This window comes from Polynucleobacter sp. HIN11, assembly GCF_030297675.1.
Taxonomy (GTDB): Bacteria; Pseudomonadota; Gammaproteobacteria; order Burkholderiales; family Burkholderiaceae; genus Polynucleobacter.
This window is the reverse complement of record NZ_AP028142.1, coordinates 1,448,371-1,464,858: the sequence shown is the minus strand read 5'-3', so window position 1 is coordinate 1,464,858 and position 16,488 is coordinate 1,448,371. Positions and strand designations below refer to the sequence as shown.

The following is a 16,488-nucleotide window of genomic DNA, read 5'->3' as shown; positions in this document are numbered from 1 at the left end:
TTGATATGCAGTTCGATGGCGTTTCAGTTGGTAAAAAAGCAAATGTTTATTTTGATGGGAAGTGCGTATCGCATACGGTCACACTACCCAATGGGGTCCGTAAATCAGTTGGGGTGATTTTGCCCAGCACCTTACGTTTTGACCTAAGCACCAAAGAGGTGATGGAAGTCGTTGAGGGCACCGCATATGTCAGCATCAATGGTCACGCCGAACAGACCTTTACTGCAGGGCAATCATGGACTGTTGAGGCCGGTGGATATTTTGTAATTCGTGCTGAGCAACCAGTGCATTACGTTTGTCACTTTGGCTAGCTACTAGCGTTTTGGTAAGCCTGTAATCACCGTGCCGGGCCCAAGAGCCCGTTGCGCAAACCATTTCTGATTCATTTCGAGAGCGAACCGAACCGGCGCTCGGGGACAGTGATTATTCTGAGTTTCGGGCTCCATATCGGAGAGATTCACGATCTTGCCATCATCATCAATAAACGCGATGGTTAGCGGTAATTTTGTATTGCGCATCCAAAAGCAATGAATGGCCTTTTCTGGAAAAACAAAGAGCATTCCAGCATTGGTGGGCATAAACGTTCGGTACATTAAGCCCGTTTGCCTTGCTGCTGGGGTGTCGGCGAGTTCAGCCTCAATTCGGTGCATTCCAGCCTTGAGTTCAATGATTGGCAAGGAGGAGCCTTGAGCAGCGGTATTTTCTGTGAGGATGAAGAAAAAACAAGCCGCCAGAATGGTCAAGTATTTGCGGATCATAGGGCGAGGGGAATTAAAATAGGGCGTTTTCAGGAATAGGCAGTTTTGCCTCATGTGAAAATACCATATTCGTTAAACGGAGAAAAGCATCATGTACAAGCACATTAAAGTCCCAGCTGGTGAAAAAATTACGGTTAATCCAGATTTTTCAATCAATGTTCCTAATAACCCCATTATTCCGTTTATCGAGGGGGATGGTACCGGGATGGACATCACTCCAGTGATGATCAAGGTGGTCGACGCCGCAGTTGAGAAGGCTTATGGCGGTAAGCGCAAGATTTCTTGGATGGAGGTCTATGCTGGAGAAAAATCGACCAAGGTTTATGGCCCAGATGTTTGGATGCCTGATGAGACCCTCGATGCGGTCAAAGAATACGTTGTATCCATTAAGGGACCGCTCACCACCCCCGTTGGTGGCGGTATTCGTTCTTTGAACGTAGCCTTACGTCAATCCCTTGATTTGTATGTTTGCTTGCGCCCAGTGCGTTATTTCAAAGGAGTGCCTTCTCCTGTGCGCGAGCCCGAGAAGACCGATATGGTGATCTTTCGCGAGAACTCCGAAGATATTTATGCGGGTATTGAATGGGAAGCCGGCACTGAGGGCGCTAAAAAGATGGTTGATTTCTTGATTAAAGAAATGGGCGTGAAGAAGATTCGTTTTCCAGAGTCCTCCAGTATTGGTATCAAGCCCGTATCGCGTGAGGGTACACAGCGGTTAGTTCGCAAGGCCTTCCAGTACGCAATCGATAATGACAAGCCTTCTGTTACCTTGGTTCACAAGGGCAATATCATGAAATTTACCGAAGGGGGTTTCCGTGATTGGGGCTATGAGCTTGCCATGAAAGAATTTGGGGCGCAACTGGTTGATGGTGGGCCATGGTGCAAGTTTAAGAACCCTAAAACCGGTAAAGACATCATTGTTAAAGATGTGATTGCCGATGCGTTCTTGCAGCAGATCTTATTGCGTCCCAATGAGTACAGCGTGATTGCGACCTTAAATCTCAATGGCGACTACATCTCGGACGCGCTCGCTGCCCAAGTTGGCGGAATTGGAATTGCCCCGGGCGCCAATATGTCTGACAGCATTGCGATGTTTGAGGCCACGCACGGTACAGCTCCAAAATACGCTGGCAAAGATTACGTTAATCCTGGCTCCGAAATCTTATCTGCTGAGATGATGCTGCGTCATCTGGGCTGGACCGAAGCGGCGGACTTGATTATTTCCTCGATGGAAAAAGCCATTCTTTCGAAGAAGGTCACCTATGACTTTGCGCGTTTATTACCAGGGTCGACCCAAGTTTCGTGCTCAGGATTTGGTCAAGTCATGATTGACAATATGTAATTGGCAAGAACTCTAAAAGAAAAACCCCAGGTTGAAGCCTGGGGTTTTTACTTGGGATCAGCTAGTGATCAGGCAGCTTGAATATTGGTTGCCTGTTTACCTTTTGGGCCTTGAGTAATGTCAAACGTTACTTTTTGACCTTCTTTGAGGGTTTTAAAGCCACTCATCGTGATTGCACTAAAGTGTGCAAACAACTCTTCTTCTCCATCATCCGGTTTGATAAAACCGAAACCTTTTGCATCATTAAACCACTTAACAACTCCGGTCGCCATGCGAACTCCATTACAAAAATCTAAAGACAACCGTGAAGAGGGGAAATACCTTTTGATCAGTCTTACTCCGCAACACGCCTAATGCAGGTAAATCTCAAACGAGAAAAACACCACAGGATTGATTGTTTGCCCTTTTTGGAGGGGTGTCAAGGAAATATGACTCAATATCACTAGGAAAAACCCTTTTTTTTCATAAAAACGCCCCAATATGACAAATATGCCTTGATTTTGAATGGTTTTCGTCAGATGAAAACCTGATTTGCGTGGATTTATTGCAGAGTTTTGCGGTGTGGTTAGAATGTTTCTCATGAGTCGTAATTCCAAAACACCCCCCGGAGGAAGCCCAGTCACCCCGTTTAAGGAAGACACGGTTTTATTGGAACGGCAGGCCGAAAAGGTCAAGGTGCCGGCCATGTACAAAGTGATGTTGTTAAACGACGACTACACACCGATGGAATTTGTGGTGATGGTGATTCAGGAATACTTTAATAAAGATCAAGAGACGGCAACTCGCATCATGTTGCAAGTGCATCTGGCAGGAAAAGGCGTTTGCGGTATCTATACCCGCGATGTGGCCTCGACCAAGGTCCATCAAGTCATAGAACGTTCCCGTGAAGCGGGTCACCCATTGCAGTGCACTATGGAGGAAGCATGATTGCTCAAGAACTGGAAGTAAGTTTGCATATGGCTTTTGTGGACGCTCGCGCAGCGCGCCACGAGTTCATTACGGTTGAGCACTTGCTGTCGGCGTTATTGGATAACGCTACCTCAGTTGAGGTTCTGAAGGCCTGTGCGGTCAATATTGCTGAGTTGCGTTCCCAACTGAAAAATTTTATTAATGACAATACCCCAGTCGTCCCTGGAACAGAAGAGGTCGATACTCAACCAACGCTTGGATTCCAGAGAGTCATCCAGCGCGCCATCATGCATGTGCAGTCGACCTCGAATGGTAAAAAAGAGGTGACTGGCGCTAATGTGTTAGTGGCTATCTTTGGTGAGAAAGATTCGCACGCGGTGTATTTCTTGCAACAGCAAGGGGTAACCCGCTTGGACGTGGTGAACTTCATTAGTCACGGTGTTCGTAAAGACAACACGGAACCTGCAAAAGCGGCTGAGGCGAGCCCTGATACTGAGGAGGCTGCAAGTAGTGGCAAAGAAAGTCCTCTTGATCAGTTTACCCAAAACCTCAACGCGATGGCGCGTCAAGGCAAGATCGATCCATTAATTGGTCGCGAGGGCGAGGTCGAGCGGGTCATTCAGGTTTTATGTCGGCGACGTAAAAATAATCCACTTTTGGTTGGTGAGGCTGGTGTAGGTAAGACCGCGATTGCGGAGGGCCTGGCCTGGAGAATCACAAAGGGTGAGGTTCCAGAAATTTTGGCAAATGCTACGGTTTACTCCTTAGATATGGGCGCATTGCTGGCGGGGACAAAATACCGTGGTGATTTTGAGCAGCGGCTCAAAAGCGTCCTGAAGTCATTAAAAGATAATCCCCATGGCATCCTTTTTATCGATGAGATTCATACCTTGATTGGTGCGGGTGCTGCCTCTGGTGGAACCCTAGATGCGAGCAATCTACTAAAGCCAGCACTATCGAGCGGTACGCTTAAGTGTATTGGGGCAACCACCTTTACTGAATACCGTGGCATCTTCGAAAAAGATGCGGCACTATCGCGGCGTTTCCAAAAAGTTGACGTGGTAGAGCCGACTGTGGATCAAACCGTACAAATTCTGCGTGGCTTGAAGTCGCGCTTTGAGGAGCACCATGGTGTCAAGTATGCAGCTGCCGCACTTGTAGCCGCTGCTGAATTATCATCTCGATATATTAATGATCGCCATTTGCCCGATAAGGCGATTGATGTGATTGATGAGGCAGGTGCTGCCCAGCGCATTCTCCCTAAATCAAAGCAGAAGAAAACCATTAACCGCCAAGAAATTGAAGAGATTGTGGCGAAGATTGCGCGCATCCCACCGCAATCGGTATCGGTCGATGATCGTAGCAAGCTACAAACCTTGGATCGCGATATCAAGAGCGTCGTTTTCGGTCAAGACCCGGCAATTGAGGCCCTTGCGAGCGCCATCAAGATGACTCGTGCTGGCTTAGGTAAGGTTGACCGGCCAATTGGCTCTTTCCTCTTTTCAGGTCCCACCGGGGTCGGCAAGACCGAGGTTGCGAAGCAGTTGGCCTTCATCATGGGTATTGAGCTGCTCCGTTTTGATATGTCCGAATACATGGAACGCCATGCGGTAAGCCGTTTGATTGGAGCGCCCCCTGGCTACGTTGGCTTTGATCAAGGCGGATTACTAACCGAGGCCGTTTCAAAGAAACCGCATTGCGTTTTGTTGCTCGATGAAATTGAGAAGGCGCATCCGGACATTTTCAATATCCTCTTGCAGGTGATGGATCACGGCACCTTAACCGATAACAACGGACGGAAGACTGATTTCCGCAATGTCATCATCATTATGACCACCAATGCGGGTGCGGAGGCGATGCAAAAGTCGACCATGGGCTTTACCAATGCGCGTGAGCAAGGTGATGAAATGGCAGACATCAAGAAGTTCTTCACCCCGGAGTTTAGAAACCGCTTAGATGCAATCGTCTCCTTTAAGGCTTTGGACGAGTCCATCATCATGCGCGTGGTCGATAAGTTCCTCATGCAGCTCGAAGAGCAATTGCACGAGAAAAAAGTCGATGCGGTCTTTAGCACTGCCTTGCGTTCCTATCTGGCGAAACATGGCTTTGATCCGCTCATGGGCGCGCGACCGATGCAGCGAATTATTCAGGATACAGTACGTAAGGCATTGGCCGATGAATTACTCTTTGGGCGCTTAGCCCATGGTGGTTCGGTGGTGGTGGATATTGATGAGGATGGTAAGGTGCAGCTGCAGATTCAATCCTCGAACCAGCCGCCAAGTAAATCGAGTAAGGCGAGTATCGAGCCAGTCGAAGAAATCTAGAGAAATCGCTGGGCGCGGAGTTATCCGCGTCCAGTGCTACCGAAGCCACCCGTTCCCCGGGTGCTACTTTCAAACTCAGCCACTACTTTAAGTTCCACTTGCTGTACTGGAACAATCACAAGTTGCGCTAATCGCTCCATCGGCTCCAACCGAAACGCAGTTGAGCCTCGGTTCCAAGCACTCACCATCAATTGACCTTGGTAATCTGAATCAATTAATCCGACTAGGTTACCCAACACAATTCCGTGTTTATGACCGAGTCCTGAGCGCGGCAGAATCATCGCGGCGTAACGAGGATCTTCAATATAAATTGCCAGACCTGTTGGAATGAGCTCCGTTTGACCAGGGGCAAGCTCAATTGCGTTGTCAATACAGGCGCGCAAATCTAATCCAGCGCTTCCTGGGGTGCCATAGCTAGGCATTTGTGAGCGCATCCGCTCATCGAGAATTTTCACTTGAAGAACTTGCACTATTGATATTCCTATTTAAGGTAAGCGGGTGCCAACGATTGCAATGAGTTTTCTGGCGAGCTCTAGCTTGCTGGCGCGGCCTAGGTTTTTACTGCCTTTGTCGTCCACTACGAGAATTTCATTGGTATCGAGACCAAAGGTGGTGGGGCCGATATTTCCCACAATCATTGGGATACCCTTGCGAATACGCTTCTCTTTAGAGTGTTTGCCCAAACGATCGGTTTCAGCAGCAAAGCCAACGCAGTATGGCTTTGATTTGCGCTTAGCCAATTTAGCTATATCGAGCAAGATATCGGGATTCGAACGAAACTCTAAGTCAAGTCCAGACTGCTCTTGGCGCTTAATCTTCTGTGGAGCGCGATTAGCGATCGTCCAGTCGGCGACAGCAGCGACCGCAAAAAATACATCACAATCTGCTGAGGCGAGCGTGGCGCGATGCATCTCTTCACCAGTGATCACATTCGTCCGCTTAATCCTACCGGTGCCCTGCAAAGGAGTAGGCAAATCACAAGGCCCAGCAATCAAATGAACTTCTGCGCCCGCTTCAACAGCGGCTTGAGCAATTGCAAACCCCATTTTGCCGGAACTAAGGTTGGTAATGCCTCGAACTGGGTCGATAGCCTCAAATGTTGGACCGGCTGTAATAAGTACCCGCTTCCCACTTAAAACCTGCGGCTGAAAAAATGCAACTAGTTGCTCGCATAGCTCAGAGGGCTCCAGCATCCGACCCATACCAACTTCACCACATGCTTGGTCACCGCTACCGGGACCAAGAACTACAACACCATCGTTTTGAAGTCGCTGGAGGCTACGCTGGGTAGCAGGGTGGGCCCACATTTGCAGATTCATGGCAGGCGCAATCAAAAGAGGGCAATCACGCGCAAGGCACATCGTCGTTAGTAAATCATCTGCCAAACCAAGCGATAGTTTTGCCATCAGATCGGCGCTAGCAGGGGCAATCAAAATTGCATCGGCCTTACGGGATAGCTCAATGTGCGCCATATTATTACTAATCCGCGGATCCCATTGACTACTAAAGACCGGTTTACCACTGAGTGCTTGCATGGTGACGGGAGTAATGAATTGCATGGCAGATTCTGACATCACCACTTGAACCTCGGCTCCCTCTTGAATCAGGGCGCGGACCAATTCAGCGGATTTATAGGCTGCAATTCCGCCGGAGATTCCTAAAACAATTTTTTTGTTTGCTAACGAGGCCATGCGCGGGTTCCAAATCGATTTGACTCTAGGGGCGGTCTTTAATGGCCCGTCGTATTTCGTTAATAACGATTAATGTAGCACCAATTGAGATAGCACTATCAGCAATATTGAAGGCTGGCCAGTGCCAACCGTCATAGTGCACATCAATAAAGTCAACCACAGCGCCATAAAGCAAGCGATCGATGACATTCCCGATGGCCCCACCAAGGATTAAGGAAAGGGCAAGACAAAAAGGGCGATCTTGCGTATTTTTTTGTAAAAGCCAAATAATCACAATGGCAGCAACAATCCCAATTACGGTAAAAAACCAGCGTTGCCAACCACCTGCCTGAGACAAAAAGGAGAAGGCTGCACCTGGGTTGTAAATCAAGAACCAATTCAGAAAATCAGTAACTTGAATTGCCTGAGCCATCGGTAAACTCATTTGAGCCCACCACTTGGTGACTTGATCAGCAATCAATACTCCAAGGGCTAGCAGTAAATACCATTTGCTTGAGCCCTCTTGGTAAGATGCCTTGACCATATTTATGCAAACTGACGAAGTTCGCCAGCGCCATCAAGATTACTAATGCAGCGCCCGCAGAGATCGGGATGGTTTGAATGGGATCCAGTATCGGCTGTGTGATGCCAGCAACGCGCGCATTTTTGATAGGCGCTTGGCTTCACTGTGATCTGAGTATTACCATCGGCCGATAGCGCAATTTCAGATTGAGAGGTAATCGTCACAAAGCGTAGATCCGGAGCAATTGATTGCAGTAGCTCAAAATCAGTCGCGTTTACTTGGATCAGTAACTCAGCTTGTAGGGAGGACCCAATCTTCCCGGCTTCACGTTCGAGTTCGATAGCTTTTGTAATGTCAGAGCGAATCTCGCGAATGCGTTGCCATTTAGTCAGCAAGGATTGGGCGTCCTTGATTTCAGGAAAGGACCCAAATTCTTCGGTGAAGATCGATGCGCTATCTTTGGACTTGGCAAAGTGTGGGTAGCATTTCCAAGCCTCCTCAGCGGTAAAGCTGAGGAAGGGCGATAGCCATTTGAGTAAATGTTGGCTAATATGAAATAACGCGTTTTGAGCAGAGCGTCGACCTACAGAATTTGCGGGCATGGTGTAGAGACGATCTTTGAGAATATCTAAATAGAAGCCGCCTAAGTCTTCAGAACAAAATGCCAATATTTTTGAGACCGCTGGATGAAATTCATAATCACGGTAGTGTGCTTCAATCGTGTTTTGTAAGTCGGCTGCTAGTGCAACGCTGTAGCGATCAATCTCTAGCCAATCGGAGGTGGGTAGCTGATTTGTTTTTGGATCAAAATCTGCGAGGTTCGCCAAGAGAAAGCGTAGGGTATTACGAATGCGTCGATAGCTTTCAACAACCCGTTTCAAAATCTCATCCGAGATTGACATCTCTCCAGAGTAGTCAGTCGAAGCAACCCACAAGCGAATAATTTCAGCACCCAGTTTGTCGGCTACCTCTTGAGGCGCAATCACATTGCCAACCGACTTGCTCATCTTGCGACCTTGACCGTCTACCGTAAAGCCATGGGTTAAGAGGGCACGATATGGGGGTTTGCCATCAAGCATGGCGCCCGTTAAGAGCGATGAGTGAAACCAACCGCGATGTTGATCAGAACCCTCTAAATAAAGATCAGCCCAACGACCTTCTGCGCCCTCGGATTCCTGGCGATACAGTACGTTGCGATGTGAGCCGCGCATCACATGCCAATGGGTTGTGCCTGAGTCAAACCACACATCAAGCGTGTCACGATTTTTCTCATAAGAACTCGCTTCATCGCCAATCAAGCTTTCAACGGTTAAATTCTGCCAAGCCTCAATACCATTTTTTTCAACCAACTGAGCGATTTGCTCAAGTAGTTCTGGGGTGCGAGGATGCGGCTCACCCGTTTCTTTATGAATCAAGAAAGCCATAGGTACGCCCCATTGCCGTTGGCGAGAAAGAGTCCAATCGGGACGGTTGGCAATCATGCTGTGTAAGCGTTGCTTGCCCCAGGCCGGATAGAAATGCGTACTCTCAACTCCCGCTAAGGCGGTTTCTCGCAATGAGGCCTTCTCACCAGCTGGTTTTTTATCCATGCTCGCAAACCATTGGGAGGTCGCGCGGTAGACAATAGGGGTCTTGTGTCGCCAGCAATGCATGTAGGAGTGCGTATAGGATTTATTCTTCAGAAGGCTCCCAGCCTCATCAAGTGCTTTCACAATATTTGGGTTGGCTTTCCAAATATGTTGACCAGCAAATAGTGGCAGAGAGGAGGCATAGACTCCATCACCCATGACCGGATTGATAATGTCGTGATCGGCTAAACCATGAGCCTTGCAGGATTTGAAGTCATCTTCACCATAAGCTGGGGCGCAATGTACTAGGCCCGTACCAGTATCGAGTGTGACGTAATCAGCGCAGTAAATTGGTGCTAGGCGTTTGTATCCGGAGTCTAAATTCGCTAACGGATGCCAAAAGGAAATATTCTCAAGTGCTTTACCTTTACAACTTGCCAAAATCTTTCCCTCTAGACCATATTGCTCTAAACAGTCCTTAACGCGATCTTTGGCTAACAATAGCAAGCGCTGATCGGTTTCGACCAATGCGTACTCAAGATCGGGGTGGACGTTTAAGGCTTGATTCGCTGGCAAGGTCCATGGGGTTGTGGTCCAAATCACTGCCATACCGGGTTTATTGGGCAGTTCTTTGAGACCGAATGCATTGACAAGTTTTGTAGTCTGATTGGAATCAAAGGCAAAACCAACATCAACCGCGGGATCGGTTTTATCTTGATATTCCACTTCCGCTTCGGCTAGGGCGGAACCGCAATCAAAGCACCAGTTCACTGGTTTTAATCCACGAAAGACATAACCCTTTTTCCAGATCTCACCAAGTGCACGAATTTCATCGGCCTCATTTTGAAAATCCATGGTGAGATAGGGCTCATCCCACTCGCCAAGAACCCCTAAGCGTTGAAAATCTTTTTTCTGCTTTGCAACTTGAGCCTGCGCATATTCACGAGCTTTGGCTTGTACCTCAGCAGTGGGCAGGTTTTTGCCAAATTGTTTTTCAATCTGAATCTCAATGGGCATGCCGTGGCAATCCCAGCCTGGCACATAGACGGCGTCAAAGCCCATTAACCAGCGGGACTTCACGATCATATCTTTCAGAATTTTATTGACAGCATGACCAATATGAATATCACCGTTGGCATACGGAGGACCATCGTGCAGGATAAAACTAGGCTGCCCAGCGTGAGCCTTGCGAATCGCCTTATAGACCTTATTGCGTTGCCACTCCTCCACCCATTTGGGTTCCCGCTTGGGTAAATCGCCACGCATGGGAAAGCTGGTCTCAAGTAAATTGACCGGGTAGTTTGGGGATTTATCAGACATACGAATTTTTCTTAAGAAAGTATTGACGAGCCTTTTGGGCATCATCTTGGATAGCAGCTTGTAGGGTAGTTAGGTCGGGGTATTTTCGTTCTTCATGCAGTCGAGCTAGTAATTCTACGCAAACCACTTGCCCATAGATGGATTGATTGAAATCAAAGATGTGGGTTTCTAAAAGAACCTGACCGGTGCTTTTTACGGATGGCCGCACCCCTAAACTCGAGACAGCAGGTAAAGGCTTCTTATCCAAGCCATGCACTTGACTCACAAAAATACCGCTCGTCACTGGTTTGGCATGCGGATGACGTGTGCAAACCGCTAAATTGATGGTGGGAAATCCGAGCGTGCGTCCCAGTTGCTTTCCATATAGCACGTGACCCGAAATTGAAAAGGGGCGTCCGAGTAGTTGTGTGGCGCGCTGCATGTCGCCGAATTCGAGAGCCTGTCTTAGGAGCGAAGACGAGATTCGCTCTTCGCTCTCGAGAACGCTTGGGATGCGACTAACTTCAAAACCAAACTGCTTTCCTGCGACCGCCAAGCTATCAAAATTACCAGCGCGTTTAGCGCCGTAACAGAAATCATCACCAATGAGTATCCATTTGGTATTGAGTTTTTCAATCAAGATATTTTGTACAAACTCAGAGGGGCTTAAGTGGGAGAAGGCTTGATTAAATTCTTCAATTGCAATCGTATCGACAGCGCATTGCTTTAAGGCCATTAATTTGTCGCGTAGATTCTGTATCCGGGGTGGCGCATCTTGCGGTGAAAAAAATTCTCGGGGGTGGGGCTCAAAGGTCAGTACGCAGGGGCTTAAATGACGCGCGCACGCACCCTCCACTAATTGCTGGAGTAATGCTTGATGGCCGCGATGCACACCATCAAAATTGCCGATGGTTAGGGCGCATGGCGCTTGGGTCGAGGCGGGCTTAAGTCTTCGAAATACCTTCACAGTTCGCTTTCAGGCTAGCCTTGAATTATATTGTTGGTCATGCATTCAATCGTTTCTTTAATTTCAGGGCGCGGCTCTAATTTCGAGGCAATTTATAAGGCCGCAAAGGCAAAATCATGGGATGTACGCTTTACGGGCTTAATTGCCAATCAGCCCGAGGCTAAGGGGTTGGAGTTTGCTAAGTCGGTTGGGATTCCCACTGCTGTGATTCACCACCGAAACTATCCAAGTCGCGAACGTTTTGATGAGGCGCTGATGCAACAAATTGATGCCTTTGGAGCAGATCTTGTGGTTTTGGCTGGTTTTATGAGAATCCTAACTCCAGGGTTCATTGAGCACTATGAGGGGCGGATGATGAACATTCACCCCTCCCTGCTACCACGTTTTCCAGGTTTGCATACCCATGAACGTGCCTTGGAGGCCGGAGATCGGGTGCATGGTGCCACAGTGCATTTTGTTAGCGCTGGCGTAGATGAGGGCCCGATTATTTGTCAAAGTGAGGTCCCTGTCCTACCCACCGATACCCCAAGCGAGTTAGCTGCTCGGGTTTTAAAGACGGAGCATCAAATCTATCCATTAGCAGTTGAGTGGTTTATCAATGGGCGTTTACATATTGCAGGTAATCGAGTGAGTGTTGACCCACCTGAGTTACAGTACATTCCTTTTCCATAAGAACGGCGAGTTCATGACGCGATCCTCCTCTACCGCTTCAAAGCGGATATCCAAAGAAAAGAAGTATGCAAAGAGTAAGGATGCCAAAGCGCCTGTACTGATTAATCCCCAAGGCCAAAAGAATTATTCGCATGCGAAGGCATTACCGCAGCATGTTTTGCATCTTGAGCAGTTGCTTCCTGAGGTATTGCAATTTGACCAACCAGCAGATCGTGTTGTCAGTCGTTACTTTCGTGCGCATCCCAAATTGGGTAATCGCGACCGTGCCTTAATTGCTGAGGCTGCATTTTCTGTATTGCGCCGCAAGCAGGAGTTCTCTCAATTTGCAGCCAGTGGTTCTGGCTCCCTAGCCCGCCGCTTGGCCTTGCTGGGCCTCGTTTCAGCCTTATCTGAAGGAGGGCTTGGCAGCGCAAACCGGCTAGAGAGCGCATTGGCTGATTTGGCCTTTGTCGTACAAAAGGAGGAGTACGAGTGGCTAAGTCGTTTTGGCCAAGTTGATCGTGATGCGTTGGCGCAATTGGTAAAACATAATTTGCCAGAATGGCTTTGGAACACCATGGTGCAGTCTTTTGGTGAGGAAGAGGGTGGTCGTTTGGCTGAGTCTCTCATGAAGCCAGCACCACTGGATTTGCGTGTGAACACATTAAAGACCTCACGCGATCAATTGCTGATGCAAATGAATCAAAGTGCGAATCGATTTGAGGTGCACCCAACTCCTTACTCACAGGACGGAATTCGTATTTTTGGAAAACCTGCTCTGCAAAACTCGACCTGGATGAAAGAGGGCTTGTTTGAGGTCCAGGATGAAGGTAGCCAAATCTTGTGTCACCTGCTTGATCCCAAGCGAGGAGAAATGGTGGTTGATTTTTGTGCTGGAGCAGGCGGCAAGACTCTAGCCTTGGGTGCAATGATGCGTAATACCGGCCGCCTGTACGCATTTGATACCTCGGAGCGCCGCTTGGCCAACTTAAAACCACGGCTAGCACGTAGTGGCCTATCCAATGTGCATCCCATGTGGATCGATAGCGAGAGAGACCCGAGAATTAAGCGTCTTGTAGGGAAAATTGACCGGGTCTTGGTGGATGCGCCCTGCAGTGGGTTAGGCACCTTGCGGCGCAATCCCGATCTCAAGTGGCGTCAAACACCAGCCGAGATCGCCAAATTAGGCTCCACTCAACTATCCATTTTGGAGTCAGCGGCTCGTTTGTTAAAGCCAGGCGGTCGCCTGGTTTATGCCACCTGCAGCCTTTTAGATCAAGAAAATCAAGAACTTGTAAATCTTTTCCTAGAAAAACACCCCGATTTTGAGCTTTTATCGGCTAAGGAAGCCCTAGGACATCATTTTTTACATGATGGAATTCCGATTGGCACCAGTAAGGACAAGCCTTGGTGGCAGCTTTTACCATCAAGACATGGAACTGATGGATTTTTTGGGGCAATTATGCAGCGAAAGCCTTAAAATGAGGAGTTAAAAGCATGATCGCAGTAAATAAGGGAGAGTTGTTTGGAGATGAGTGCCGTTTCTAGTTTGCATGATGGATTGATTCAGTGGTTGGCTCACGGTTATTTGGACTGGGCTTGGTGGCAGATCGTGATCTTTACCCTGGTCATGACCCACATTACCATCGCCAGCGTTACGATTTTTTTACATCGTTGTCAGGCCCATCGAGCACTCGAGCTTCACGCTATTCCCTCTCATTTCTTTCGGTTTTGGTTATGGTTGACCACGGGCATGGTGACCAAAGAGTGGGCCTCGGTTCACCGTAAACATCATGCGAAGTGCGAGTCCGTTGAAGATCCACATAGCCCACAAATTTTAGGAATCGATACTGTTCTCTTGCGCGGTGCAGAACTCTACAAGGTAGAAGCTGCTAAGAAAGAGACACTGGAAAAATTTGGTCACGGTACTCCCGATGATTGGATTGAACACAATCTCTATTCGCGTTTTACATGGCAAGGCGTAGGCCTCATGCTCATCATCGACCTATTTTTATTTGGCGCGATTGGCGCAACCGTTTGGGCTGTACAAATGCTCTGGATTCCGATTACCGCTGCAGGCGTCATTAATGGAATCGGTCACTATTGGGGATATCGGAACTACGACTGTGAAGATGCATCAACCAATATCATGCCTTGGGGCATTTTGATTGGTGGAGAAGAGCTTCATAACAATCACCACACCTATGCAACGAGCGCCAAGTTATCGAACAAGTGGTATGAGTTTGATATTGGCTGGGTTTACATTTGCGCCTTACGCTCGCTCGGTTTGGCAAAGGTCAAGAAAGTTCCACCTAAGCCCGTTCTCGCAGAGGTTCGTCCTGCTGATGATCAAACTTTAGAAGCGATTATTGCCAATCGCTACGAGATCATGGCACGTTATAGCAAAACTCTAAAGCGCTGCATCGCAAACGAGTTCCAGCACATGCAAGAGTTTGCATCGCACCTGAAGGATGCGCGTGATTGGCTTTATAAGGATGAAGCTAAATTGACTGCCCTTGAGAAAGAAAAGCTTGAGGAGCTTATGAAAACGAATTCTCAGTTACGTAAGATGATTGAGATGCGTCGTGAGTTGCATGCAATTTGGGGTCGCTCCAACGCCACTCGTGAGCAGTTACTGGGGCAGTTGCGTTCTTGGTGCAATCGGGCCGAAGAGGCAGGTCCACACTCCCTTAAGGAGTTTTCACTTCGCTTGCGGCGCTACTCTAATCCGGCTTAATAAAAAACCCGCTTATGAGCGGGTTTTTAGTTCCAATCGGAAGAGGAATTATTTAATCTTTGTTTCTTTATAAGCAACATGCTTACGAGCTTTTGGATCAAACTTCATGATCTCCATTTTCTCGGGTTTGGTTCGTTTGTTTTTAGTGGTGGTATAAAAGTGACCAGTACCTGCAGTCGACTCTAACTTGATTTTCTCGCGTGCGCCTTTAGCCATTACTCAATCCTTAAACTTGACCGCGGGCACGAAGATCTGCCAAAACAGAATCAATACCATTCTTGTCGATTAAACGAAGTCCAGCATTGGTTAAGCGCAGGCTAACCCAACGATTTTCAGACTCAACCCAGAAACGGCGATTTTGCAAGTTAGGCAAAAAGCGACGCTTTGTTTTGTTATTTGCATGGGAAACATTGTTGCCGACCATCGGCTTTTTCCCAGTGACTTGGCAAACTTTTGCCATGACACACTCCTTCAGTACGAAAAACATCGATTGTAGCAGGCATCTGGCCTTTGGCGCTAGAGTTTCATGACTATTCCGACTGGATCACGAAAAAAAGTTAGTAAACACTCTCATTTATAGGCTTTTCTATAAGGCCCGCATCCGAAAAAGAGAAAAAACCATGCTTGGCTACGATGCAATGATCCAAAAGTGCAATATTGACCCAATGGAGTGCTTGCCTCAGTTCGTGAGTAATGGCCTCATCATTGGGACTGGGAAGTGGGTTGCCACCTGGGTGGTTATGGGCAATCACCAAGGCGCTGGCATTGCGATTAAGACACTCTTTAATAATTTCTCTGGGGTAAATAGCCGTTTGATCAATGGATCCCCGAAATAGCTCTTGGCACTCAATCAAACGATTGCTGTTGTCTAAGTACAGGCAAAGAAATACCTCGTGCTCCAGTCTGGCAATTTTGGTTTGCAAAAACTCCCTCACCTGGGTTGAGGATGAGAATATTGCTTGCTGAGAGAGGCTCTCATGAAGGCAGCGTTTCACCAGCTCATAGGCGGCCTTGATTTGAGCCCATTTTGACGGCCCCATCCCATGGCAGCGATAAATATCGGAGATTGGTGCATTCATGAGGCCTTGCATCCCTCCAAATTGACTGAGTAGATCCTGGGCCAAAGAAACAGCGCTTTTACCTTTGACCCCAGAACGCAGAAAAATAGCCAAGAGCTCAGCGTCAGATAGGGAGGCGGCGCCTTGGCGGATTAATTTCTCACGGGGCTGTTGTGATTTTGGCCATTGAGAGATTGGGTGATTCTGCGCCTCTCTGGCTACAATGGCAGCATGAGTGAGCCTACCGTTTCCCCTGATTCTTTCTTGACCATCAACTATCGATTGACTCTCCCTGGCGGGGAGGATTACATCAACACCTTCGACGATCGGCCGGCGACGATGCAATTGGGTACGGGTCAATTCGCCCCCTGTTTTGAAAAAGTTTTGCTCGGCGCAAAAGTGGGTGAAAAGCGCTCGGCGGTTCTCAGCCCACAAGATGCGTTTGGGGAGCACAAGCCCGAGCTCATCCAGTGGGTGGGTATGGATGTGTTGTTAGCCAATACCGATGAAGTCCCTGAATTTGCCCCGGGCGATATGATTGAATTTAATGCGCCTAGCGGTGCACAATATGCAGGCGTATTGCAATCCATTAATGAAGAGGGTGCGTGGTTTGATTTCAACCATCCCTTAGCAGGTAAGCAGTTAAGTTTTGAAGCGGAAATTATTGCCATTTTGTAATTAA

The 16,488-nt window shown here is 48.1% G+C and carries 18 protein-coding genes; 8 read left to right on the top strand and 10 right to left on the bottom strand.

Annotation, left to right across the window (positions count from 1 at the left end):
- The first annotated feature begins 5 nt into the window (after positions 1-5).
- Positions 6-311, top strand: coding sequence for a pyrimidine/purine nucleoside phosphorylase (ppnP, locus tag QUE60_RS07370; RefSeq protein ID WP_286226569.1), 306 nt, complete (start codon positions 6-8; stop codon positions 309-311).
- A gap of 3 nt (positions 312-314) precedes the next feature.
- Here the strand turns inward: ppnP and QUE60_RS07365 are convergent, their stop codons facing one another.
- Positions 315-758 carry a DUF192 domain-containing protein gene (locus QUE60_RS07365; protein WP_286226568.1) on the bottom strand — a complete coding sequence of 148 codons (444 nt, stop codon included), beginning with the start codon at positions 756-758 and terminating at the stop codon, positions 315-317.
- A gap of 91 nt (positions 759-849) precedes the next feature.
- Between QUE60_RS07365 and icd the strand changes: the two genes are divergently transcribed.
- Positions 850-2,100: an NADP-dependent isocitrate dehydrogenase gene (icd, locus tag QUE60_RS07360; protein ID WP_286225159.1), complete on the top strand. Its 1,251-nt coding sequence runs from the start codon at positions 850-852 to the stop codon at positions 2,098-2,100.
- Between the two features lie 68 nt (positions 2,101-2,168).
- On the opposite strand, the gene QUE60_RS07355 is transcribed toward icd, so the two are convergent.
- Entirely contained in the window at positions 2,169-2,372 is a 204-nt protein-coding gene (locus QUE60_RS07355) for a cold-shock protein (RefSeq protein ID WP_108508961.1), read from the bottom strand.
- A gap of 307 nt (positions 2,373-2,679) precedes the next feature.
- On the opposite strand from QUE60_RS07355, the gene clpS reads away from it, so the two are divergent.
- A complete protein-coding gene (gene clpS, locus QUE60_RS07350) occupies positions 2,680-3,027 on the top strand; it encodes an ATP-dependent Clp protease adapter ClpS (RefSeq protein WP_458574682.1) in 348 nt (115 codons plus the stop codon).
- Positions 3,024-5,333 carry an ATP-dependent Clp protease ATP-binding subunit ClpA gene (clpA, locus tag QUE60_RS07345; protein WP_108508958.1) on the top strand — a complete coding sequence of 770 codons (2,310 nt, stop codon included), beginning with the start codon at positions 3,024-3,026 and terminating at the stop codon, positions 5,331-5,333. The genes clpS and clpA overlap by 4 nt, the downstream gene beginning before the upstream one ends.
- 20 nt (positions 5,334-5,353) lie before the next feature.
- Here the strand turns inward: clpA and dut are convergent, their stop codons facing one another.
- The 5 genes from dut to QUE60_RS07320 are packed head-to-tail and all read right to left on the bottom strand — an operon-like array spanning position 5,354 to position 11,360.
- Positions 5,354-5,803, bottom strand: coding sequence for a dUTP diphosphatase (gene dut, locus QUE60_RS07340; RefSeq protein WP_286226567.1), 450 nt, complete (start codon positions 5,801-5,803; stop codon positions 5,354-5,356).
- A gap of 15 nt (positions 5,804-5,818) precedes the next feature.
- Positions 5,819-7,024, bottom strand: coding sequence for a bifunctional phosphopantothenoylcysteine decarboxylase/phosphopantothenate--cysteine ligase CoaBC (gene coaBC / locus QUE60_RS07335; protein ID WP_286226566.1), 1,206 nt, complete (start codon positions 7,022-7,024; stop codon positions 5,819-5,821).
- 25 nt (positions 7,025-7,049) lie between these two features.
- Positions 7,050-7,547 carry a signal peptidase II gene (gene lspA, locus QUE60_RS07330; protein WP_286226565.1) on the bottom strand — a complete coding sequence of 166 codons (498 nt, stop codon included), beginning with the start codon at positions 7,545-7,547 and terminating at the stop codon, positions 7,050-7,052.
- Positions 7,548-7,549: 2 nt separating this feature from the next.
- Positions 7,550-10,414, bottom strand: coding sequence for an isoleucine--tRNA ligase (ileS, locus tag QUE60_RS07325; protein ID WP_286226564.1), 2,865 nt, complete (start codon positions 10,412-10,414; stop codon positions 7,550-7,552).
- Positions 10,407-11,360, bottom strand: coding sequence for a bifunctional riboflavin kinase/FAD synthetase (locus QUE60_RS07320; RefSeq protein ID WP_286226563.1), 954 nt, complete (start codon positions 11,358-11,360; stop codon positions 10,407-10,409). The genes ileS and QUE60_RS07320 overlap by 8 nt, the downstream gene beginning before the upstream one ends.
- Positions 11,361-11,399: 39 nt before the next feature.
- Between QUE60_RS07320 and purN the strand changes: the two genes are divergently transcribed.
- From purN to QUE60_RS07305, 3 genes are read left to right on the top strand one after another with little or no spacing between them, the layout of a single operon-like run.
- The gene (gene purN / locus QUE60_RS07315) at positions 11,400-12,032 is read left to right on the top strand and encodes a phosphoribosylglycinamide formyltransferase (protein WP_286226562.1); all 633 of its coding nucleotides are present in this window, start codon (positions 11,400-11,402) and stop codon (positions 12,030-12,032) included.
- 13 nt (positions 12,033-12,045) lie between these two features.
- Positions 12,046-13,491: an RsmB/NOP family class I SAM-dependent RNA methyltransferase gene (locus QUE60_RS07310; protein WP_286226561.1), complete on the top strand. Its 1,446-nt coding sequence runs from the start codon at positions 12,046-12,048 to the stop codon at positions 13,489-13,491.
- Positions 13,492-13,542: 51 nt separating this feature from the next.
- Positions 13,543-14,748: a DesA family fatty acid desaturase gene (locus QUE60_RS07305; RefSeq protein ID WP_286226560.1), complete on the top strand. Its 1,206-nt coding sequence runs from the start codon at positions 13,543-13,545 to the stop codon at positions 14,746-14,748.
- A 48-nt stretch (positions 14,749-14,796) separates the two neighbouring features.
- Here QUE60_RS07305 and rpmG read toward each other — a convergent pair whose 3' ends face one another.
- From rpmG to radC, 3 genes are all read right to left on the bottom strand, one after another.
- Positions 14,797-14,964, bottom strand: coding sequence for a 50S ribosomal protein L33 (gene rpmG, locus QUE60_RS07300; protein WP_108508949.1), 168 nt, complete (start codon positions 14,962-14,964; stop codon positions 14,797-14,799).
- 10 nt (positions 14,965-14,974) lie between these two features.
- On the bottom strand, positions 14,975-15,208 hold the full coding sequence (gene rpmB / locus QUE60_RS07295; RefSeq protein WP_108508948.1) for a 50S ribosomal protein L28: 234 nt from the start codon (positions 15,206-15,208) through the stop codon (positions 14,975-14,977).
- Between the two features lie 97 nt (positions 15,209-15,305).
- The gene (gene radC / locus QUE60_RS07290) at positions 15,306-16,001 is read right to left on the bottom strand and encodes a RadC family protein (protein WP_286227507.1); all 696 of its coding nucleotides are present in this window, start codon (positions 15,999-16,001) and stop codon (positions 15,306-15,308) included.
- A 36-nt stretch (positions 16,002-16,037) separates the two neighbouring features.
- On the opposite strand from radC, the gene QUE60_RS07285 reads away from it, so the two are divergent.
- The gene (locus QUE60_RS07285) at positions 16,038-16,484 is read left to right on the top strand and encodes an FKBP-type peptidyl-prolyl cis-trans isomerase (protein ID WP_286223417.1); all 447 of its coding nucleotides are present in this window, start codon (positions 16,038-16,040) and stop codon (positions 16,482-16,484) included.
- The last annotated feature ends 4 nt before the right edge of the window (positions 16,485-16,488 follow it).